General features: G+C 68.1%; 17 protein-coding genes and 3 pseudogenes. 13 read left to right on the top strand and 7 right to left on the bottom strand.

Annotation, left to right across the window (positions count from 1 at the left end):
* Positions 1-19: 19 nt before the first annotated feature.
* The 4 genes and pseudogenes from SLAV_RS38880 to SLAV_RS38900 all read left to right on the top strand — a co-directional run.
* Positions 20-283 (top strand): annotated as a pseudogene (locus SLAV_RS38880) (transposase); the annotation flags it as partial.
* An 859-nt stretch (positions 284-1,142) separates the two neighbouring features.
* A protein-coding gene (locus SLAV_RS43805) for an IS630 family transposase (RefSeq protein WP_425276215.1) occupies positions 1,143-2,227 on the top strand; the annotation gives its coding sequence in 2 pieces (ribosomal slippage) (positions 1,143-1,589 and positions 1,592-2,227; 1,083 coding nt in all).
* 227 nt (positions 2,228-2,454) lie between these two features.
* Positions 2,455-3,144 (top strand): hypothetical protein, encoded by a 690-nt coding sequence (locus SLAV_RS38895; protein WP_158740940.1) that lies wholly within the window; start codon positions 2,455-2,457, stop codon positions 3,142-3,144.
* A complete protein-coding gene (locus SLAV_RS38900; protein WP_030239970.1) occupies positions 3,141-4,529 on the top strand; it encodes a hypothetical protein in 1,389 nt (462 codons plus the stop codon). The genes SLAV_RS38895 and SLAV_RS38900 overlap by 4 nt, the downstream gene beginning before the upstream one ends.
* Positions 4,530-4,610: 81 nt before the next feature.
* On the opposite strand, the pseudogene SLAV_RS43810 reads toward SLAV_RS38900, so the two are convergent.
* The 5 genes and pseudogenes from SLAV_RS43810 to SLAV_RS38920 all read right to left on the bottom strand — a co-directional run.
* A pseudogene (locus SLAV_RS43810) lies at positions 4,611-4,745 on the bottom strand (IS630 family transposase); the annotation flags it as partial.
* Between the two features lie 409 nt (positions 4,746-5,154).
* Complete coding sequence (locus SLAV_RS42945; RefSeq protein ID WP_100660731.1) at positions 5,155-5,376, bottom strand: DUF6233 domain-containing protein; 222 nt, start codon at positions 5,374-5,376, stop codon at positions 5,155-5,157.
* A gap of 1,221 nt (positions 5,377-6,597) precedes the next feature.
* A pseudogene (locus tag SLAV_RS38910) lies at positions 6,598-7,494 on the bottom strand (S8 family serine peptidase); the annotation flags it as partial.
* A gap of 33 nt (positions 7,495-7,527) precedes the next feature.
* A complete protein-coding gene (locus SLAV_RS38915; protein WP_051841439.1) occupies positions 7,528-7,758 on the bottom strand; it encodes a hypothetical protein in 231 nt (76 codons plus the stop codon).
* Positions 7,759-8,266: 508 nt separating this feature from the next.
* Complete coding sequence (locus SLAV_RS38920) at positions 8,267-8,512, bottom strand: hypothetical protein (protein ID WP_030239966.1); 246 nt, start codon at positions 8,510-8,512, stop codon at positions 8,267-8,269.
* A 437-nt stretch (positions 8,513-8,949) separates the two neighbouring features.
* On the opposite strand from SLAV_RS38920, the gene SLAV_RS38925 reads away from it, so the two are divergent.
* From SLAV_RS38925 to SLAV_RS38935, 3 genes are all read left to right on the top strand, one after another.
* Positions 8,950-9,987 (top strand): site-specific integrase, encoded by a 1,038-nt coding sequence (locus SLAV_RS38925; protein ID WP_051841438.1) that lies wholly within the window; start codon positions 8,950-8,952, stop codon positions 9,985-9,987.
* 43 nt (positions 9,988-10,030) lie between these two features.
* A complete protein-coding gene (locus SLAV_RS38930; protein ID WP_078950666.1) occupies positions 10,031-10,546 on the top strand; it encodes a hypothetical protein in 516 nt (171 codons plus the stop codon).
* 186 nt (positions 10,547-10,732) lie between these two features.
* A complete protein-coding gene (locus SLAV_RS38935) occupies positions 10,733-11,311 on the top strand; it encodes a suppressor of fused domain protein (RefSeq protein ID WP_030239961.1) in 579 nt (192 codons plus the stop codon).
* 74 nt (positions 11,312-11,385) lie between these two features.
* Here the strand turns inward: SLAV_RS38935 and SLAV_RS38940 are convergent, their stop codons facing one another.
* Entirely contained in the window at positions 11,386-11,796 is a 411-nt protein-coding gene (locus SLAV_RS38940) for a site-specific integrase (protein WP_051841437.1), read from the bottom strand.
* A gap of 432 nt (positions 11,797-12,228) precedes the next feature.
* Between SLAV_RS38940 and SLAV_RS38945 the strand changes: the two genes are divergently transcribed.
* The 4 genes from SLAV_RS38945 to SLAV_RS38960 all read left to right on the top strand — a co-directional run bounded on the left by SLAV_RS38945 (position 12,229) and on the right by SLAV_RS38960 (position 16,732).
* Positions 12,229-13,089: a hypothetical protein gene (locus SLAV_RS38945; RefSeq protein ID WP_159038046.1), complete on the top strand. Its 861-nt coding sequence runs from the start codon at positions 12,229-12,231 to the stop codon at positions 13,087-13,089.
* A 478-nt stretch (positions 13,090-13,567) separates the two neighbouring features.
* Positions 13,568-14,050, top strand: coding sequence for a hypothetical protein (locus SLAV_RS38950; protein ID WP_051841436.1), 483 nt, complete (start codon positions 13,568-13,570; stop codon positions 14,048-14,050).
* 73 nt (positions 14,051-14,123) lie between these two features.
* Complete coding sequence (locus tag SLAV_RS38955) at positions 14,124-14,957, top strand: transposase family protein (protein WP_051841435.1); 834 nt, start codon at positions 14,124-14,126, stop codon at positions 14,955-14,957.
* Between the two features lie 377 nt (positions 14,958-15,334).
* On the top strand, positions 15,335-16,732 hold the full coding sequence (locus SLAV_RS38960) for a replication-relaxation family protein (protein WP_037688880.1): 1,398 nt from the start codon (positions 15,335-15,337) through the stop codon (positions 16,730-16,732).
* 121 nt (positions 16,733-16,853) lie between these two features.
* Here SLAV_RS38960 and SLAV_RS41920 read toward each other — a convergent pair whose 3' ends face one another.
* Positions 16,854-17,642 carry a hypothetical protein gene (locus SLAV_RS41920; protein WP_208754730.1) on the bottom strand — a complete coding sequence of 263 codons (789 nt, stop codon included), beginning with the start codon at positions 17,640-17,642 and terminating at the stop codon, positions 16,854-16,856.
* Positions 17,643-18,199: 557 nt separating this feature from the next.
* On the opposite strand from SLAV_RS41920, the gene SLAV_RS42950 reads away from it, so the two are divergent.
* The gene (locus SLAV_RS42950) at positions 18,200-18,841 is read left to right on the top strand and encodes a hypothetical protein (RefSeq protein WP_234333894.1); all 642 of its coding nucleotides are present in this window, start codon (positions 18,200-18,202) and stop codon (positions 18,839-18,841) included.
* A gap of 68 nt (positions 18,842-18,909) precedes the next feature.
* Positions 18,910-20,058 (top strand): hypothetical protein, encoded by a 1,149-nt coding sequence (locus tag SLAV_RS38975; RefSeq protein ID WP_051841434.1) that lies wholly within the window; start codon positions 18,910-18,912, stop codon positions 20,056-20,058.
* The last annotated feature ends 684 nt before the right edge of the window (positions 20,059-20,742 follow it).

The raw sequence follows: 20,742 nt of genomic DNA on the forward strand, positions 1-20,742 counted from the left end.
GTCGGAGTTATAGGCCTGCCTGCCTGCGCGGAGCGATGTCCTGTTCGAGTTGCACGACGCGCCGTTGTGCACCGACGGTCCGGTGCGGACCCTCGTGGACCTGGCGCTGGCTCCTGAGCATAGGCGCGGGCACGGAGCGTTGTACTCTGGGATCAACCGCGGCCGGATCGACTTCGCCCGGCTACGGCGGGCGCTGACCAGTGTCCCGCTTCCCCGAGCCGGCGGCGGTCGGCTTGCGCTGGCGGCAGACGTCTCCCCGTGGCTGCGGCCGGACGCCGACACCTGGCGGTTTCGAGTGATCGTGTCCGGTCTCCGAGGGTGAGGCGGGGCGTTCGTTGAGCTCGCGTTCGCCTTGCACGAGGGGTGTAGCGGGCGAGGCCGGTGTACTTCGGGGAAGCACGCGCGCAGGAGTCTGTTCGTGTTCTCGTTGGCCCCGTGTGCCTGCTTCAGCGGATGTTCTTGCTACCCGTCACGCTGGACACCGCCTGGATCACCGCCCGGTCCCCCAAGGGTGAGGTCGCCGCTTGGGCGTGGGCGGCCGGCTGGGCTGGGCCATGTCGGCCGCGCTGATCGACAGCACCGTCTCCGCCACCCAGGTCCTGATGCACATCGTGCCCCCGATCCCGGCTACGCCGGGGCCCTGTTTGGCCTGCACCTCTACACGTGGGCCCTGATCGCCTTCCTGGCCGCCGCGGTTGCCCTGTTCCTGACCCCTCGGGCCGAGCCCCTGGACGCTGGCCTCGCTTCCCCCGCCCTGCGCCGGGCGGGCGCCGTCACCCCGGCGTTCTCCCCGCCTTCGCCGCCAGCAACCTGATCGCCGCCTGCTGCTTCCTCCAGGCTTCCCGCACGGTGAGCTGCCCCTTCGCCGTCCGGCCATCAAGCCGGAGAAGGCCGCCGCTGTCCGCGCGGCCGTCGCCGATCTCATACCCGAGCACACCGAGGCCGGCCACGAAGACACCCCATTCCGGAGCCGCCGGTCACCCCCGACACGCCGGGCAAGGTCGCCAACCACCCGCTGCCAGCTCCTCGACGGCACCCACGGCACCACAACCCGCCTCGCATCAGACGTTTGGCTTTGTACTGAGGTTTTCAGGTTGTCGTCGGGTAGTGACGGTTGATGATCCCTGCGGTATGCCGGTGAGGTGAGGTATCCAGAGGGTGGGGGCCTGACTGCTGAGCGTCGGGCGTTTCGTGAGGGGATCCGGCTTCAGGCCGGCGAGCGGTTCGCGGCGGGTGAAGAGACCGCGGTGATCGCGAGGGACCTGCGGGTGAGTGCGCGGTCGGTGGAACGATGGCGCCGCGCCTGGCGCGACGGTGGCATGGCGGCCCTGCGCTCGACGGGTCCGGCGAACTCCCCAACCGTCACCGATGCCCAGTTCGCCGTGCTCGAGGAGGAACTCGGCAAGGGTCCGTCAGCGCATGGCATCGACGATGAACGCTGGACTCTGGTTCGGGTCCAGACGGTGATCCGCCGCCGACTGAGGCTGACCCTGTCGGTGGCGACGGTGTGGCGGCTGCTGGAACGGCACGGCTGGTCGTGGCAGGCACCTGCCCGCAGAGCCCTCGAACGCGACGAGCACGCGGTAGAGCGGTGGAAGCAGGAGGTGTGGCCCCAGGTAAAAGGCTCGCGGCGGCGTATGGCAGCTGGATCGTCTTCGAGGACGAAGCCGGATTTTCCATGACGCCGCCCCGCGCCCGCACTTGGGGCCGGCGCGGAAACACCCCCGAAATCAGGGTGAGAGGCAGGCCCCGCCGTCGCACCTCGATTGCGGCCCTGTGCTGCTACAAACCCGGCGAAAGGAGCCGTCTCATCCACCGGCCCCGCACCCATCTCCTGCTCAAGGGCGCCCGCAGGAGCTTCTCCTGGAAGGACTACCGCGACCTGCTCGTTCGTGCCCACATCCAGCTCGGCGGCCCAATCGTGGTGGTCTGTGACAATCTCAACACCCATCTGACCGCCGGGCTGAAGCAGTACGAGGCCGACCACGACTGGCTCACCACTGTCCGGTTGTCGCCCTATGCACCCGACCTGAACCCCGTCGAGGCCATCTGGTCACTCGTGCGCAGGGCCATGGCCAACACTGCCTTCGACGCACCCGATGATCTCGACCACAAGCTCCGCCGTGAGTTTCGCAGGATCCAACTCCGGCCCCACCTGATCGACGGCTGCCTCACCGCCACCGGCCTGACCCTCACATCGCCAACCCCACCCTGCACACCTCCGTAACTCAGGGAAGGGCACCGACTGCTTCGCCGTATGAACCCGGGGCGAGTGCGAGGCTGCCCTCTGGGACAGCCGGGATTGAGGCGGTCGCAGACCTGAAGCGTCGACAAGCGCGTACGGCTGGACTGGCGAAAGTGTCGGCGACTGCGGAGCGCGCCGGGTGTGCCGTGACGCCGGAGTGGGCCTCGCATGTCATCGTTTTGGCCCTGACGGCTTCGAAAGGGACGTGCATGCTGACGCTGTCACTCGCGACCATCCTCGAAGAGGCCGCCTCGGACAAGAACAAGCATCTTGAGGGCAACGTCAAAGACATCCAGGAGCTCCTGAAGCCGGAGAACCTTGCCGCGTTGCAGGAGGTCGCCAAGGTCTTCGCATTCCTGGCTTTCCACCCGGTGGCCGATACCGCGGTCGCCGACTACGTGCGGTCTGGCACGCTCGCCGACGACAGCGGACCGGACGTCCTCGCCTTGTTCACCCTCGATGAGCCCGCGCCGACCCCCGTGGCCGTCGACGACCGGTCCTTCTCCTCATGGCTTCACCTGGGAAAGGGTGTCCACCCGGCTTACCAGATGGTGCGCACGCTCTTCGAAGGCACGTACGTTCCTCCCCTGCCCGGTGTGCTGTTCTTCCACCACGACTGGGCGAGCCACGCCGGCGCCGTATACGTGCCGTTGAACACGGCCACGGAACAACACGAGGTACGCGTCCTCCTGCGCAAGGTCTTCGCCCTGGCCGCACACGAGGCCAACCCGACGGACGCCAAGGGAGCGCTGGACCGGCTCTGCGTTGCGTTGCTCAAAGAGCGCATCGAGTACGACAAGACGCGGGGAACATCGATGCAGGAGTGGCTGATCACCAGCTTCCGACTGGTTGCAGAGCACAGTGGGGACATCGTCAGTGTCGTGGGGTTGGCTCTGTGAACGTCACCAGGCTCCTGACGGCCGACCTAGCAGGCGAGGCCGAACCGCTGCTGGATCTGGTGAACGCCTACTTCCAGGAGGCAATGCTCTTCGGGCGGATGTGCCGGACCGACGAGTGGGACTTCGACGGCGGTAAGCAGCATTCCCGTGTGCGGTATTACTGCGAGGCCCGTGAGATTCCCTTCCTCAAGGTCACAGCGGTCTTGGAAGACACTATCGGTCTGCAGTTCACGGACGCCGCAGCACAGATTCCTTACCGCCATGTCGGCGCGACCTGGCCGCCTGGATGCCCGTTGGCCGGTCACGTCACCGTACCCTCCAAGCTGTCACCCTTCACCTGGCTGAGTACATTCCTCGTTCACTGGAATCTGGTTCCGGACGACGACTCCGCCCGGGAGGGCGAGTACTTTCGCGTGCTCCGGTCCACCCTTTGGATCTGCCACGAATCCGGGCTGCGCGCCGCTGTGGACTATGTGGCCGACCTGGTGGAGACCGGGCAGGTGGCGAGCGTGTTCTCCGCGATCATGGTGGTCGCCCAACTGATCATCGTCAGCGCGCGCACCAACTCCCCTCAGGAACTAGTGGCCTCTCTCATGGAGGGAAGGCTGCCGAGGAAGCCGGGCGAATGGCTGGTCTTCTATCCCACTCTGGAGAATGCCGAGCCTGTCCGCCTCACGGCGGACGGACGCGCGGCTGTTGAGTCGCTCGTCGTACGTGGCTGGAGCCAGGTCGAGAAGACACGCGCAGCGAGCAGTCTCGACGAGTGGCTGTCCTCTGTGGCCGCGTTGCAGGGATTGCTTACGCTGGTCATGCACAGCGTGGCGATGGCTGTGGCGAACCCGTCCACTGCTTTGCGTGCGGTTGTGTCCCAGTTCGAGGAGATGTCAGCGGACATCTCTGCTGCCACGGTCGACATGGAGGTCGGCCTTGAGGGCAACGCTGGCCTCCCACAGTTCCTCAGCTACCAACGCGACCTCGAGAAGCGTTTCCTGAACCGAGGAGATACGTCCGGACGGAGATTCCGGCGGGAGCGGCTCCTACTTCCCCTACCCATCTACGGATCCTCCGACAAACTTCCACCAGACTGGGGCGAACCCAGCTGGCGGATCGCACTCCCCTGGAAGTCATGCCACAGCTTCGTCGACGAACTACTTGCTGGGCCGGACCCAGCAGGCCCCCTTCCGCGGGGCAGCTGGGCCCGGCCACTGAAGGGCGATGCCCTACGGCAGGCGCTCACCCTCCATCCGGAGCATCCCCCGTATTGGAAAGCACTCGCGCAGGAACTGCGTTCGGTCGGCCGCCCGCGCGCCGCCAAGGCCGCCCTTCTTGTGTCCAAGCGAATGTCCCAGCGCACCGTCGAACAGGGCTGGGAGCCACGCTCATAGGAAGCAGCCTGTGCGGCTGTCTCCCCGGCTGTCCGATCCTGGTGCTACTCGTCATCCAGTGGGTCCTCGGCCATGAGCCGTGACACTCACCCGCAGGTCCCTCGCGATCACCGCGGTCTTCTCACCCGCCGCGAACCGCTCGCCGGCCTGAAGCCGGATCCCCTCACGAAACGTCCGACGCTCAGCAGTCAGGCCCCCACCCTCTGGATACCTCACCTCACCGGCATACCGCAGGGATCATCAACCGTCACTACCCGACGACAACCTGAAAACCTCAGTAACGCGGATGTCCTCACCTGGCCGAATCAGTTCATCGAGAGCGCCCTCTCCGTAGCCCGCCAGATCCTCGGGAGCCAGCCATGACCCAGCGGCCCGCCCCGCGCGCCGTCGACACAAGCGGCTGCACCGCCCGCCGAGCGAGCATCACCCACCTCCTCGACCGAGCCGGCCGCAGCGTCCTCAGCGTGAGCGAGGCCGAACTGCGCGTCGCCGAGCAGCGCGCCGGAGGTAACCGCCCCGGGCCGGGCAGCGTTACGGCGTCTCCATGCCCCACGGCGCCGGCCAGGTGTCGGGCCCACCGCCCCGCCATTCGATCATCGGCGACGTGGCGATTGCGGCGCTGCGGTCAGTCCAGCACCCCGAGCGCGGTATCGGGCCGACAGTGGGTGCAGGCCTCGATGCCCTCGGCGAGTGCCCGCCGGGCCTGATCCGCAGAGGCAGGCCTGCAGCGGGTCCGGGTGTCCCAGCAGCCGCCGACGTGCACGCGGACCTGGGGCCTGCCGGTACCGATGCCGCCTTCGATGAGCCAGTCCGGGGCAGGCGGCGGGGGGCGCCGGGCTTCCTCCAGGGCGAGGCGCTGCTCTTCTTCGGCGGTTCACCCGCGGGTCCGCTCCAGGTCGCGTAGCTGCACTTTCTCTAGGAACTGGAGCAGCTCAAGACGCGCAGCGGATAGATCGGACACATGTTCGAGTCTATCTCTCCAGCCCTCTCTACAACCAACCGAGCCAACCAGACGGCGGCCGCGCCAGCCACGCAGGTCAGGCGGGCGGCTCCGGGCTCCACACGGTGGGACCGCGGCCCTTCCACTCCATCCAGGGCGGCCACGAGTCCGGATCGGGCCGGCCCGCCCGGCGCACGAACTCGATGGCATCGTCGGGCCCGAGGACCGCCTGGGCGCGCTTTGGTGGTGTTTCGCCAGCTCAATCGGCTGTCGACCTGCGGTTGCCGCACCAGGATGCGCGCGGAATCATGTTTATCGGGGGTCTTACTCGGGGGGCATGACTGTGACTATCTCGGATGATGGAAAGCGTGTCGCCATGCCCGATGTGACAGAAAATAAAGACGCGTGTCCATTCTGCAAGCGCTACCCGGAACGAGGCGGCCTGAGCGGCCTCGCCGAGCATCTCCAGAAAGACTGCACGTCACTCACCCGGGACAGCGAAGACAATTCCCCTCCCGTCCTGTTTGGTGGGTGTGCCCTAATTGCTGTCGCTTTGGCGCCTGGAGGCGGCGGGTTCGGCGTATACGTATTCGTAGGCCAGGACGCCGACGGCAACTGTCTCTACGCATACGCCGGCTCGCCGCCGGGCTGATTGAACTTGGTGCGCTCCCTGGCCCCGCCGGTGACCGAACCGATCACCCGCGGCGAGTACGCGCTCCGGCTCCGCGCCGCCATCCGGGAGGCGTCATGATCGAGGACGCCGACGCTACCGCCGCCGAACTCCTCGCCCGCGCTGCCGAGGACTACCGCGCCGCGGCACCCGCCCGCGAGGCCACAGTGACCTAAACCTTCGCCGAGACCTACCTTGCCGCCCGCGCTTACCGCGTCGGCCAACGGGCCCTTGTGCTGGCCCTCGCCGCCGGACCCGCCGCAACCAACGAGGCCACCAGAGCTGGCCGCGCTGCCGTCTTCTGGCCCCGGACGATCAGCGAATGGCCAGTCGCGACGGACTGCCGACCTCCTGAGGGAGGGCGGGGCTGTCGTCTCTGGGCGCCTGCGCCCGCCTTCTGGAGCGGGTGCGCGGCCGGACTACAGGGCTCGTCGCTCGGCTGGGGTGGCCTGGCCGGGTCAACGGCGACGGCGCTTGACGAGCACCGTGATGCCGAGGCCCATGCTCACGGCGGCGACGGCTCCGAGTGCCGGCCACTTCCAGGGGATTGTCCCGGATTCCGCAGCCGCGGATTCGGCCCGGCGTGGTGCCGTAGCTGTTTGTGCAGCGCTGGGGGCGGGGGCCTTCACGGGAGCTGGGCTGGCCAGGGGGTCAATGTCAGGGGCGCCTGGGTTTCCCTCGTGATCGAGTAGCACCTTGCGGGGGCGGACGACTCCGTAGCCGATCTTGTCGGTGCGCTTGGAGCCGTCGAGGGGGGCGCCGGCGGTCTGGATGAGAACTCGGGCCACCTGGTTTGCGGTCCAGTCAGGGTGAGCAGACCAGATGAGCGCGGCTGAGGCGGAGGCCAGAGCGGTGGCGTACGAGGTTCCTCCGTCTCCCTCACACCAGCCGGTGTTGTTGGTGCAGCGCTTCACGACTGTGTTGCCGACGGAGGAAACGTCCGTGTCAGGCCCGTAGGAGGAGAACCCCATGGGGGCAGCGTCGTCGTCGACGGCCCCCACACCGATGACTCCAGGCAAGGCAGCGATGGGGTTGTTCAAGTTGTGAGCCTCCTCCGCTTCATTTCCCATGGCCGTGAAGATAAGTACACCCTTGCTCTGGGCGTACTCGACAGCCGGCCTGACCAGCTTCATGTCCGGCCCTTCCCAAACACCGAGGGACAGGTTGATGATCTTGGCTCCGTGGTCGGCCGCGTACCGAAGCCCCTTGGCCATTTCCCCGCCTACGGCAAAGGCCATGGGTGTGCCGATGCTGGTGCGGATCGGCAGGACCTTGGCGCCGGGAGCCAGGCCCTGCGGGCCGCCTGCCGAGCCGTCGCCGACGATCGCTGCGGTCATCGTGGTTCCGTGCCCGACGAAATCCTCGTGCGGCGGGTAGGAATGATCCGGTTACTCGAAAGGCGGTTCCATGAACGAAATGCCTGGAAGGACTCTCCCTTCCAGCCCTGGAACGTCTTTGACGCCGCTGTCGATGACGGCCACCGTGACGCCGCTGCCGTCCGCGACCTTCCACATCTCGCGGGCCTTCATCTTCGTGAGATAGCCCCGCGGGTCAGTATCGGCGGCCGCTGGCAGCACCGTGCCCGCGCTGACCGCCCACGCCGCGACGATCACGCCCACCGCCCACCGCCACGACCCATGCCGACGTATGGTGCCCTGCAATTTCTGCCCCCTTTTGTGTCCATGCGCTGCAATCTCGCACGGACCCACCCCATCACACTGTCCGTCCAGGACAGCACCTGACCTTCCGTGAACTCCGGCACAGACAGAAGCAGAAGGGGCTACCGGGCCGAGCCTCAGACATTCTTCCGGACGGCCTGCGGGGCTTACCCCTCGGCGTTCGAAAGTGCGGCCATCCCCTCCGTCTGGAGGAGGTGGCCGCGTTTTCGTACCGTCCGGCGCTGGGCGGTCCAGGCGGCCGTGGAACTGGCCGTCGAAGCAGGGCAGATGGCGGTGGACGCGTGGGCGCCGCAGTGGTCGGGCGCGGCATGAGCCCTGAGCAAGGCCGTGTGCCTTGCCGCGCACCGCCGCAAGCACCGGAGCCACCGCCCCACAGCTCCTGGTGCTGCGGAAGGTGATCCCCCGGACCATGTTGCCCTTGGCGACATCCAGCGGCGGTACGGGCGGTTCAGCACCCGTACTCGGCGAGCACTGCCTGGGTCGCCTTGTCAAGCGGGCGCAGCGGATGGGTGCTGCCGTCCTCGGCTGGGCCCAGGCGCAGCGTCGCCCCGCCGGCCACCGGGGTGACGGTCAGGACACCGTCGTCGGCCGTGGCCTGAACGGTGTCGTGCCGGTAGGGGCTGGCGGCGAGGCATCCGTTCGCGTACTCCCGGTCATGGCGGTCATATGGGCCGGCGAAGTAGTAGTCGGCCACAGGTGCTTGCCCATGCCACACTGCGAACGCCATCAAGCCAGAGAGGAGCCCGGGCACTACAGCCTGAGGGCCGGGTGCGGTGATCAGCTTTGGTCCGTGCCGGACGACCAGACCGATACCGGTGCAGGCGATGAGGCCGGCTGCACGAACACCAGAATGAAAGTTCTTCGTCGGCCTGCACCATCGCAACGGCCCGGCACCCGCCCCCTGCACAGCGCGGAGGACGACGGGGACCGCCACGCAAGCCGCCGCCCGCGCCGGCCTGGCGGCCCAGTGCCGACTGGAGTCAGCTGCCGCTGTTCGAGCAAATCCCGCGTGATTACAGCCGCCTCGACCCGACAGCCGTCGACCTGGCCAGCCCGTGGCTGGCCTGGGCGAAGTACCTCGCCCACCAGATCGCCGAGGCGCGGGGATGGGGGCGCAACATCCGCTTTGCCGTGAACCGCGGCCTGGCCCTGGTCCTCACCGAGCACGTCGAGGGCGATGTCATCCGTCACAGCGAGATCTTCACCCCGCTCCGGGCCCGCGACCTGCCAGTCGGGCATACCGTCACGGTCCTGGAGGAGATGGGGATCTTCCTGGACGACAAAGAGCCCTCCTTCGAGAACTGGCTCACCGAGCGCCTGGAAGGACTTTCGCCAGGCATCAGCGCGGAGGCCGAGCGCTGGACCCGGACCCTCCGCGACGGTGGCCCCCGCAGCCTGCCCCGGCGGCAAGGCACGGTTTGGCTCTACCTCAACCATGTCCGCCCAGCACTTCTGGAGTGGTCGAACCGCTACGACCACCTGCGAGAAGTCACTCGCGACGATGTCCTCGCTCACACCAGAACGCTGCATGGCCACCATCGCAGCGACCAGCTCGTCGCCCTTCGCTCACTGTTCGCCTGGGCCAAACGGGCAGGTCTCATCTTCCGCAACCCCACGAGCCGGATCAAGGTCGGTCAGTACGAGTACGGCGTGCTTCAACCGCTCCTCCCCGCCCAGATTGGCCGGTCCGTCGCGGCAGCCACCACCCCAGCGGCACGGCTCATCCTCGCTCTCTCCGCGGTTCACGCCGCCAGGGTGGCTCAGATCGGCACCCTCATGCTCGACGACCTCGACATCGGCAACTGCCGAATGACAATCGCAGGACGAGCACGCCCGCTCGACGACCTCACCCTGAAACTGCTGCTGGACTGGCTGGAGCACAGGCGCAGCCGGTGGCCCAACACGGCGAACCTCCATTTACTGATCAACAACCAGACCGCCACGAAGACTGGCCGTGCCAGTAACCACTGGATCAGCACCGCGATGCGCGGGCAGGGCGCGACGCTGGAGCGTCTCCGCGTCGACCGGCAACTCGAAGAGGCCCTCACCCACGGGCCCGATCCGCTCCACCTCGCCCAGGTGTTCGGGCTGGATGAGAAGACCGCAATGCGTTATGCAGACTCCGCGCGGGCGCTGCTGGAGCAAGCTGCCGAGCAGAAGCACCAGTGAAACCTGTTCGACCGGGACCCGAGATTGAAGCGAACATGGGCGGATGCCGTCGACCGAAGCAGCAGCCAGCGAACTACAGGACCGCGCCACTCTCTGGAGCGTGGGCGAGATCCCCGCAAGCGATGTCGTCAGCGCGGCCTGTGACGCGCTCGTCGCTGGCCTAGACAGCCCCGGACTTCGGGTGCTGGCAGCCTGCACACGCGCCGAGGCGGACTACGACGTGCACGACTTGCTCCCCGAAGCGCTCGATGAGCTCGGCCTCATCTTCTATCCAGCCGCCAGCGAGGCCGGCCAAGAAGCCGCCGCGCGAGCGCTCGCACGACGCATGCTGGCCGGCGAGCTGAAACCTTGGGAGCTCACTTTCCGGATCAACCAGCGTTACGGGCATGAGCTGCCCCTGACAGCACGGCTCGCCGCACTCGATGACGAGTACGCCTTCCTCGAATACGGCGACGACAAAGCAGTAGCGCAGATCGATGCTGAGGTCACAGCCGAAGCCCGCCGCCTCGCCACAGTCCACCCCTGCGTTCCCGCCGAACCCACGGACATCCCCACCTGATGCACACGGACCGACCCGCGAGTTCCCACTGAACAGGCTTCAGTTTCCCTGAACCCACGGGGCTCTCCGGCCTTGGGACTGGTGGGCTCGCATGTTGAGGTGTCGCGTATTCGTAGCTGACGTCGTCAGCCCCATGACGCTGAGTGAGCCGTCAGGGGCTGCCGATCGCGGTGGGATGATCGCGTGGTGAGTGATGCGAGGGTGTTGGCCGCGGAGGCCGTTGAGTCACATGTCCGGGCGTTCTTCGAAGGGCACTCCGTGGAGGTCGTCGACTACGACCTCGGGCCGGAACGGCGAGAGGTGGTGCCCGAGCTGCGAGTTCTCGTTGTGGGGCCCGGTCCCCGCAGCGACAGCTGGGCCTATGTGACCGCCGGGTGCTGGGTCGCGATGGAGAAGGACGGTCACGGCCTTGAGTTCGTCATGACCGCCCACGTCCGCGACCAGCGGTTCATCGAACTCATGGCGATGATCGCCTACTGCCACTGCGGAGGACATCAGCTCGACCTGGAGCACAGCATGCCGATCGGGGAACCGTGGGTGCCGGGGTCAGCCTGCGATCACCTGCTGATCAGCCTGCCCTATCTCCACGGACCAGACCTTGAACACTGCCCCGTTCCCGGGGGCCACGCCCGCATCCTGTGGACCCTGCCCCTGACGACAGCCGAGATCGAGTTCCGCAGGCGTCACGGGCACGAGGCGTTGGAGCAGCTCTTCGACGAGGCAGAGATCATCCCCACCGATCCTTTCAGGGCGTCGGTTGCCTGAGTTTCCATCCGCCGGCGGTCACCGATTGTGGTCGCCAGGGGCGTATCGGCTCCAGGTTCCGCCAGCTTCGGTGATCAGCCGGGTGGCGGTCTTGTCGTGATAGCCGAGTGCCTTCGCGATGACGGGGCCGGGGCCTGCAGGACGAGCTGACGGATCGCGGAGGCTCTGCCGCGCTGTGGCGGGACGCCGATCTCACGCAGATGGGTTTGGAGGCTGACCGGGTTCATCGGCTGTCCGGGTTGGCGGCCGGGGAAGAGCCAGTGGGAGCTTCTGCTGCTGGCGTAGGGCAGATGCTGGCGGGACAGGATGTACGCCCGCATCAGCTCGGCGACGGGCTCCGGCAGCGGGGACGGTGGGTCTCCTAACTGGACGGTGACGGTGGTCTGGTCGTCGGTGACGTCGTTGATTGTGAGGCGGCCGATGCGGCTGACGGGTTGCGCATAGAGGAGAACGAGCGCGGCGGCGACCCTGGCACGCAGGGGCAAGGAGTCGTCATTGAGATCGTTCCATCCTGATTCCGCAGGTCACAGGGCTGGTGTGGGCCGGGAGTGACGGGCTCGCACCGGTCAGGAGCGTGATCGTTGCGGGGAGATCATCGGTCACCTCTGGACTTCGGTGTTGGCGAGGACGAGGAGGGCTCGCTGGGGGATTTGAGTGCAGTTCCAGGAGCATGCGGCCTGGGAGCGGAGTCGGAGCTGGCGGTGGCGTGAGCGCTTTGCCTCCCCCCCCCTGATCACTCCGGTGTGGCTAGGTGCATGATGTGCCTGGACATGGGGGGACGCATGACGCAGACCACGCCGCCGAGATGGGGGCTGACATCGCCGGGGGCTCCTGGGAATCCGGGTGTGCCGCCGCAGGGGTTCATGCCCGTGCGGCCCCCGGACGGCGGGAACGGTGCGGTGTTCACCGTCGGGGCTGTGGCAATCGGGGCCGAGGCCGTGATCGCCGCGCTGGTCGCCGTCCTGATCATCTTGCAGTTCGAGTCCCACGGAGGCGAAGGCGGCCTCGGATGGCTGTTCGGCACCGTATTCGCGCTCGTGCTGTTGGCAGTCATGTCGGTGATCGCAGGGCTGGCCGGTTCGGCGATGGCGGTGCTGCCTCTCGTCCTCCTCGGGCGTGCGGTGGCCCGCCGTACGGGTCGGCGCGACAGCTGGCAGCTCACCCTGGCCACTGTGGCGGTCGTTGCCGTCACTCTGGCGCTACTCATCGGCTCCTGCACGCTTCTGGTCGGCTTCGGCGGCCTGCTCGTTTATCCCGTCCTTGCCCTCAGCCTCATCGTCGGGCTGGTACCCGCGACCCTGTGCGCCCGGGCGGCGGGGAATCCCGGAAAGCCCGGGGCCCGATGGCGGGTGCTCGGGGGCGTGGCGCTGGGCGGTCTGGGGCTGCTCGCGGTGACGCTTGCGGTCGGGGTCGCGGCGTACAGCTCGGGGATCCTCAAGATCTACGAACCGCCCCGGCTCACTGAAGCCGACATGGTCGGCACCTGGACGGACGGCGGCGGCGGAAGCCTCCGCTTCGAGGCGGGTGGCACGGTGACGGCAAAGGGCGTCAAGGAGTACGAGGCCACAGGTGAGCAGTCCGGTGCCTCCAACTGCACCGGGAAATGGCAGCTGACCGAGAACGAGGGTGTCGGCCGGCCGTTCGAGCTCAGCATCGCGGACTGCGAGAGCCTGTCCTTCGGCTGGGACATCGGCGGTACGGAGGAACACCCGACGGTCTTCACCTGGATCGGCGAGCCGGATTCGGGTGAGCGGTACATCCTTACGCGGCAGCGGTAAGCCATCCGGTGCTGAGGTCTCGGGCCTGGCCGGGTGTCGGTGTGCGGTCATGCCGCCCTCGATCCGTGGCCTCCACCGCCACATGGGTCCCAGCCGACTGCCCCGAAGCTACGCCGTAAGCACCACGCAGTACGCCAGGAACGTGGGAAACGATCTCCACCAACGTGGGATGGCCCTAGCTGTACCAGCTCTGTCACCGCTCATCAGCGACTTCCGTCGGTGTCCCACCGGGCTGTCTGCTCGAAACGAAACGCCCGGGCCCGTTGGGCTCGCGCTGCCCGACCTTGCTCTCCTCAGATGGCGGCGGCCTCAATGATCAAGTTTCATTCTGAAGTCGCAGGTCACGGGCCTGGCGTGGGCTGTGGCTGGCGAGCTCGGGCTGGCCGGGGGGCGAGATCGTTAGCACGTGATCGTCCGTCACGGGTGAGGTCTGGCGTTCCGGGGCGGGCTCGGCGGCCGGCCGCGTAGGTTCCGCGGCATGGCAGATGTGCTGACGTGGACGGTTCAGCAGCGGCTTGAGCTGGAGGAACGTGCAGAGGTGTTGCGCAAGGAGCTGGCCGAGGTCGAGGGGAGACTGGTTCGGCTTGAGGCCGCCGAGGCGGTTTTCGGGGAGTGGGCCGAGGCGACGGACGGCGGACGGAGGTCTTCGGGCATCGTGGACCCGGACCCGGACCCGGACCCGGACCCGGAGCCTGTGGCGGTGACGCCGGGTGCGGCCGGGATGCGGCTGGTCCCCGAGCGTGTGGACGGGATGGGGATGGAGGTTCTGACCTCGGACTATCGACGGATCATGGAGATCGTCGCCGACGCAGACGGTCCAGTGATGGCCAAGGACGTCGCGCGTGCGCTGGGCCGCGAACTCACCCCGGCGAAGGTCGAGCCGGTCCGGGGCCAGCTGCGCAAACTCGCCGACCGGGGGTGGCTGTCACGGACCGGAGCGGGCCGGTACTTGCCACGCTGACCTGCCGGAGCAGAGCGGAAGGACCGATTCTTTTTCCGTAACGCGAGCGCCCCCGGCGGGAGTTGGGTCGTGTGTGAAGACAAACCAGCCCGCCGAGGGCTCTCGCGATGCTGTCTACCAGGTCCGGCTCCCGTTGTCGAAGTCGACCATCGATCTTGTCGCCGGTCTCATACGGCAGCGCCGCAACCGGCTCGGCACCCGATGGCGCAAGCTCGATCCCGGCAGCCAGGCGATCGTCGTCCTGGCCGTCCTGCGTCACGACCAGCGGCTCGTGGACATGGCCGGCGGCAACGCCGTCTCGGCCCCCACCGTGCGCCGCTGGGTCGAGGAAGCGGTCAACCTGCTCTCCGCGCGGGCTCCGCGCCTGGACCGCACCCTGAAGAAGATCGCCAAGAAGGGCGGGGTGGTCGTCCTCCTGGACGGAACCCTGGTCCGCACCCGCCGCCGCACCGGGAGAGACAACAGGATGAACTACAGCGGGAAACACAAGGCCCACGGCCTGCTGTTCCTCGCGCTGACCGACGTCAAGGGCAACCTGATCTGGATCTCCCCGGCCCGGCCCGGACGCTCCAGCGAGATCACCGCTGCCCGCCACGACAAGATCACCGCCCGCCTCCGCGAGGCCGGACTCGGCGCCCTGGCCGACCTCGGCTTCGTTGGCCTGGACGACCAGCCCGAGACCGACCCGGTAATCATCACCGGCCGCAAGGCCACGAAGAACCACAAGCTCACCGACGCGGAGAAGGAAGCGAACCGCCTGCTCAACCGCGAACGCGCCGCCGTCGAGCACGGCTTCGCCAACCTCAAGTCCTGGCGCATCCTCACCAAGGTCCGCATGAACGCCCGCCACGCGACCACCCTCCTGCGGGCCCTCCTGGTCCTCACCAACACCGAAGTCCAGAGGTGACCGACGATCTCCCCGCAACGATCACCCTCCTGACCGGCACGAGCACGTCACTCCCGGCCCACGCCAGCCCCGTGACCTGCGAATTCAGGATGAAACGATCTCAGTTGGGCAAGCCGAAGTGGGCTCCTTGAGGGGGCACTTCGGAGTCTCCTTCGGTACCCACTTGGGTGCCCGGCACCTGCCAGGGTGGGAAACATGCAGGTCAGCGTGCGAATCGGCGTGAAATCCGCGCCGTCACACCCCTCTTCTCCCCCTCTTGTTGTCCGTATGGGAGGAGATCATCGGGTTCCAGGGGGCCCGGCGCCCTCCACGACTGGACTGGTCCGGCTCGCAGCCGACCCGTGTAGCTGGTCGCGAGTGGCGAAGGGGTGGAGCTGATGGCGGGCAGGCGGCTGACGAATCCGGCGGGTTCTTCGAACGATCTGCGCGGGGATGTGCTGCGGGTGCTCGGTGTGCTGAAGGTGGCCACGGCCGACCAGATCCAGCGGATCGCCTCACCGCACCTGACCTACCGGCACACCACGAAGCCGACCGCCTCCGAGCGGAAGACCGCCCGTACCGCCTCGCACGCGGGCGCGCTCTCCGATCTGCGCAAGCACGGTCTCGCCGAGAACGGCGGCACCACCCGGGCGGGGGAGTCGCTGCGCAACCTGACCACCAAGGGCCTGGAAGCCGCCTCCTACGAGCTCGGGCGCCCGCTGACGGAGATGGGCTCTACCGCTCGCGGTGCGGGCTCCAGCGGGGCCACACACCCCATGGCCGTCAACGAGACCGTCATCGCGCTGCTCCGCCCCAAGCCCGACCTCCGGCTGCTCACCGCCGAGCCGGCCGAAGCCAAGGCGGCCGCGCAGGCCGCCGTCGACGCCCCGGCCGGTGTCGGCACGATCGCCTCGTACGCGACGGAGGTCCCGCTGCCCGCCACCGGGACGTGGGGTGCGCCGGGCAAGGGCGGCGCCCAGGCCGACATCGTGCTCACCGCCCCCCAGGACGGGATCCCGCTGTTGTTCATCGAGGTCGACAACTGCCACGAGACCGCCGAGGAGATCGCGGCCAAGCTGCTGAAGTACGCCAGGTTCTTCAAGCGGCAGATGAAGGACACCGACGGCAAGGACAAACCGATGTGGCGCACCCGCTGGATGGCCCGCGTCGCCGAGCGAGGCGAGGCCCCGCACCCACCCGTACTGATCGTCTTCAACCACATCGGCGCCCGCGACCCCAACCGCACTGTCCCGCGGCTGCAGGAGCTGACCCGGCCGCTGTGGGCGGGCGAGCCGGCCGACGGGTTCAGCAGCTACGACCGCAAGATCCCGATCATCGCGACCGGCCTGCGCAACCTGTGCGAGCACGGCCCCAACGGCCCGCTCTTCCTTCGATTCGGCCGCACCCACATGCAGCCGCTGCGCGACGCGATCGGCAACCCGCGCCGCGATGCGGTCCTCGCGCTCCGGGCGGAGCGGGCCCTGGTGCAGCACGCCGAGTACCAGGAGCAGCTGCGCCGCGCGGCCGAGCAGAAGAGGGCCGAGCATGAGGCCGGCCGCCCCGTCTGCGCCGGCTGCGGGACGAAGTTCGACAACGACCGATGGGAGAACACCCGCCTCTCCCCGGAGCCGGGCCACCGGTGGCACCCGACGCTGTGCGAGCCGTGCGAGGCCAAAACGGTCGCGGCAGAGGACCAGGCCGAACGCGACCGCCCGGAGCAGGAGGCCGCCATCGCCGAGACGGCCGAGAAGGCCCGCGGCTGGCGCGCCCGCTTCCGCCCTGGGCAAGCCCCCTGACGCCCCGGGCAAGCCCCTTGGCGCCCTGGGCAAGCCTCCCGCTGACAGCGTGGGCAAGCCTTAGGTGACCCTGGGCAAGCCGGTTTGGCAGTGTTGCAGCGCCGGGTCCCTCCGGTCGAGCTCAAGCCGAGGGAGGCGGCGGGCTTCCCTCCGTCCGATACCTGAGAAGGGGCCCTGGGCCGGCTGCCCTGCGGCCCGGGACCGCGGGGGAGAGGTACCCCCGTTCGCGGGCTGCTTTGATCCAGTCCGCGATGGTGGGCTCCGGGCGTTCGAAGAGATCCGCCAGGCGCCGGTGGAGTCCAGGCCCGTTACCGGCCTCGCGGAGGTAGGCGTGGGCCAGCTCGTGAAGGAGGGCTCCCTCCAACGGGGGCCGGCCGCGCTTTGCCGGCTGCGCGAGGGCTCCTGCGTTTTCCAGGGCCCGCACGGACGCCGGGGCGAGGTCGCCTGGCTGACGGTCTGCAGCAGGCGCGATCCCGATAGTGGTTACGCCCTCGTCCTTCCAGGAATGGCTGGCCAGTTCGGCTTGGGCCCGGGCGACGATCTGACCCAGTGGGATGCGCCGCAGGACGTCGCCCGTGATCGGCACGGCAACGGCTGTCGAAGCTTCTTCGCCGGCAGGTCCGACGAAGTCTCCGAAGTCGTCCCAGTACCCCCAGTCCGGGCGCCACAGCTCGAGCTCGATCACACCGAGGCCGGCCCCCTGGTTCACCAGGACGCCGTGCACGGTGACGGGCAGGTCGGTTGCCTTGTAGAGGAAGTCGGCTACGTACCCCGCCCCGCGCGGCCGCTCCTTGACGAACAGGGTCATGGAAGGGCCGGGCACGGCGCCCTCGGGGATCTCTGAGAGGTCAGGGTAGGCGTCCCACGGCTCCGTCACAGTGGCGATGAGGGACCCCTTCCACAGATCCATTGCCTGCCTGCCTCGCGAGCGCTCGTAGGAGAGGTCTCGGACGCGGGGGGGGGGGCCTGAGGTGGCGCTCGTCCTCAGGGGCCTCGGGGTTGATGAAGTCGTCGTCGCGGAACTCAGGCTGCGGCATGTCCTCAGGCTAAAGACCGCCGGTTTGCAAGCGGGAGGGAAAAAGCGGATGAGAAGCGGCGCGAGACAAGTCACCCTCCGACGCCATCAGCTGCCCGAGGATCTTGGGACCCGATCCTCGACGGCGCCCGCGTCGATGGCCGAGCTCGTGCGGCTCGGCGCCGGGGGCCGCCCCACCCAGCCCGGCCCTGGCCGACTTCGTACAGGAGACGCTCGACTTCGGCTGACGACGGCGGGGCCGGACAGGATTACCTTGTCCGGTCCCGCGGTGGCTATTGCGTGTTCAGGCGCTGCTTCCACGCCGGCCTCGACAGCCGCCTTGCCGATCGCCTGGCGAGGGCGGCCTGGGCGCGGGGAAGGTCGCCTCCGAAGGCGCTGGCCTCGGCTTCCTCCTCGGCCGCCCCCTCGCCCTGGTCCGCACCCGCCTCACCATGGACCTGCGCGGACCCCTGCGCACCGATGTGAGCTGGCAGAACCTGTTCGAGCCGCCGGCCTCCGAGCTGCCCACCTATCCGTGGGCGATCCGCCTCGGCGAAGCCCAGCAGAGCGATGACGGCCTCGTCGGCTACGTCCTGGACGACGACTACGACCATTTCGAGACCATCGTCGCCCCCGCACCGGGCGCAGGCGACTACCTGCGGCCCATCGGCAACAACCCGGGCCTCGAACTGGACTTCGGCATGCACAACACCGCCGTCGCCACGGTGCTCCTGGACGCGCGCGCCGCCGTCCACGCCACCACCGACATCCTCGCCACGAAGAAGGTCTTCGTGCCCCAGCAGTTCACCGACCAGGCGATCACCCGGATGACGGTCAATTTCCGTACCGGCCCGCTCCTGGCCGCCACCACCCACCTGCGCGGCGACCAGGGAGAGAGCGAAGAGACCATCCTCATGCCGACCCCGGCCAGTGGACTCGGCACCTGGACCTGGACCGAGCCCCACGGCGACACGTGGCAGAACCTGCCCATCCTCAGCCCCGACCAGTACGACCTGCCGCCGGCCGAACCGGAGGTCCGCTCCGGCTTCCTCAGTCTCGACAACGCCGTCGCCCACACCCGCAGCCACCACTGACCCCCCCCGTCCGGCCCCGTCCAACCCCGCCCCGGGGCGGGGCGGGCCCGCACCCGAAGGAGCCCTACATGAGTGTGGTCGTGCAGACCCAGAGCGTGGAGACCACCGCCGCCGCGGTCGATGATCCGTTGCTGTCCTACAGCATCACCACCACGCCGAGCCCGCTGAAGGCATCACCGGAGAACGAGGACTACCCCGAGGAGACGGGGGAGGTGATCATCGCGGTGGCCCGGCAGAGCGGCACCCCGGCCAACGTCGAGTGGATCAAGGTGAAGGTACCGGCCGGGGACAGGGCACCCGACCTCGCCACCGACCTCAACAAGATCACCTACCGGATCAGCCTCGACGGCTGGACCTCGCGCCTGGACGCCGCAGCCAAGGAATTCGTCTTCACACCCCGCAGCACCGCACCCATCGGTCCGGATGACGGATTCACCATCCAGCTCTCCGGCATCCCCATGAACCGCACCGTCGGCACCGCGCCCATCACCATCACCGAACGCTCCCACACCGGAAACGCCGCGCCCCAGAACCGGCCCACCGTCTTCAACCTCGGCAAATTCCCCGCCGACTTCTACCTGCGCAACTTCCTGTGCGAACCCTCCGTCATCCAAAACGGCGGCGACGTGCGCCTCACTTGGGAACGCTCCGCCAACGCCACCTACGAACTCCTCTACGGCGACGTCAACATCTGTGTCACCGACCGAAGCACCCACAATGTCGAGGGCATCAAATCGGACACCACCTTCTACCTCCGCGCCACCGCAGGCGACGCCACCAACCCCGTCGTCCGGATCGTCTCCGCCCAGGTCACCGTCAACAAACCCGACCTGGAAATCGGCAACCTCACCGTGCACGGCGAGGTCCTCGGCCCCCTACGCGTCGGGTCCGTCTACGCCAAATCCGTCTCCGGCAGTCTGCGTCCCGATGCGGACAGTTCCCTGTTTAGCCGGGCGAGTGTCATCACGACCAACGTTCCCTACGAGAGGGTGGCGCCCTCCGCCGGACTCCTGGTCGGCCACAACATCGGCGGCGACGGCAGCGACGGCATGCTGAACATCGAAGTCGGCAAATCCGACAAGATGAGGCGCACCGAACTCGGACCCGATCAGAGTGCCACCATCTATGTCAGCAGCGGCGACACCATCAAATTCACCTTCACCGGTCGCGTCACCCACGAGACCATCTGGTACGCCGCTGGCGGTGGGGGACTCTGACACCGGCACCCCCCCCGGAAACCGGCCCCACGATCTGCCGCAGCCCCCGCTGTCGTACGGGTCCAGCGACCCCAGAGCGGAGCGCCCGCGGTTCTGTGTCCTGCGTCAGGCGGACGCAGTGTCAGTGACAGCGGGACGGCCGCTTCGCGATGGGGCTCGTCCCTCCTGCCCGGGGCGGTCGATTGCTACAACACGGCCGGGGTGTTGGCGACGGCCGGGGGCGCGGTGGGGAGGATGGGCAGGACTGCGAGGGCGAGCGCGGGCAGGCCGTTGCGGAGCAGTTTGTTGATCATGCTTCGGCTTGTAGCCGGATCTGCTGTGGGTCTGGAAGGGGGTGTCGGGGCAACTCGCCCGGCCGGGCGGGTTGATTCACCGGGGAAACGGATCTTCTTCCCGGCGTTCAGGCAGAGCTCCGTCGGCACAGCAGGACCAAGACATGTACCTGTCGTGTCGGGGGCCTCCGGGGCCGGAAAGGGTCTCGGAGGCCGTCCTGGAGGGACTACTGGGGCTGTTCCTTCTCGGGGGGCTATGGCCCGTCCGGCTTGATCGGAGAGGGCTGCTCCGGGGTGATATTCGCCCGCATGGCCCTGTCGGGCCGGTGGCCTGCTGCCCGGTAGTCGGCTTCGTCGGGATGAAGCTGTACCCGGGTCTGGCGCCAGGCCACGTCGAAGGAAACGTCCCCGC

It is taken from the genome of Streptomyces lavendulae subsp. lavendulae, assembly GCF_002803845.1.
GTDB classification, from domain to species: domain Bacteria; phylum Actinomycetota; class Actinomycetes; order Streptomycetales; family Streptomycetaceae; genus Streptomyces; species Streptomyces lavendulae.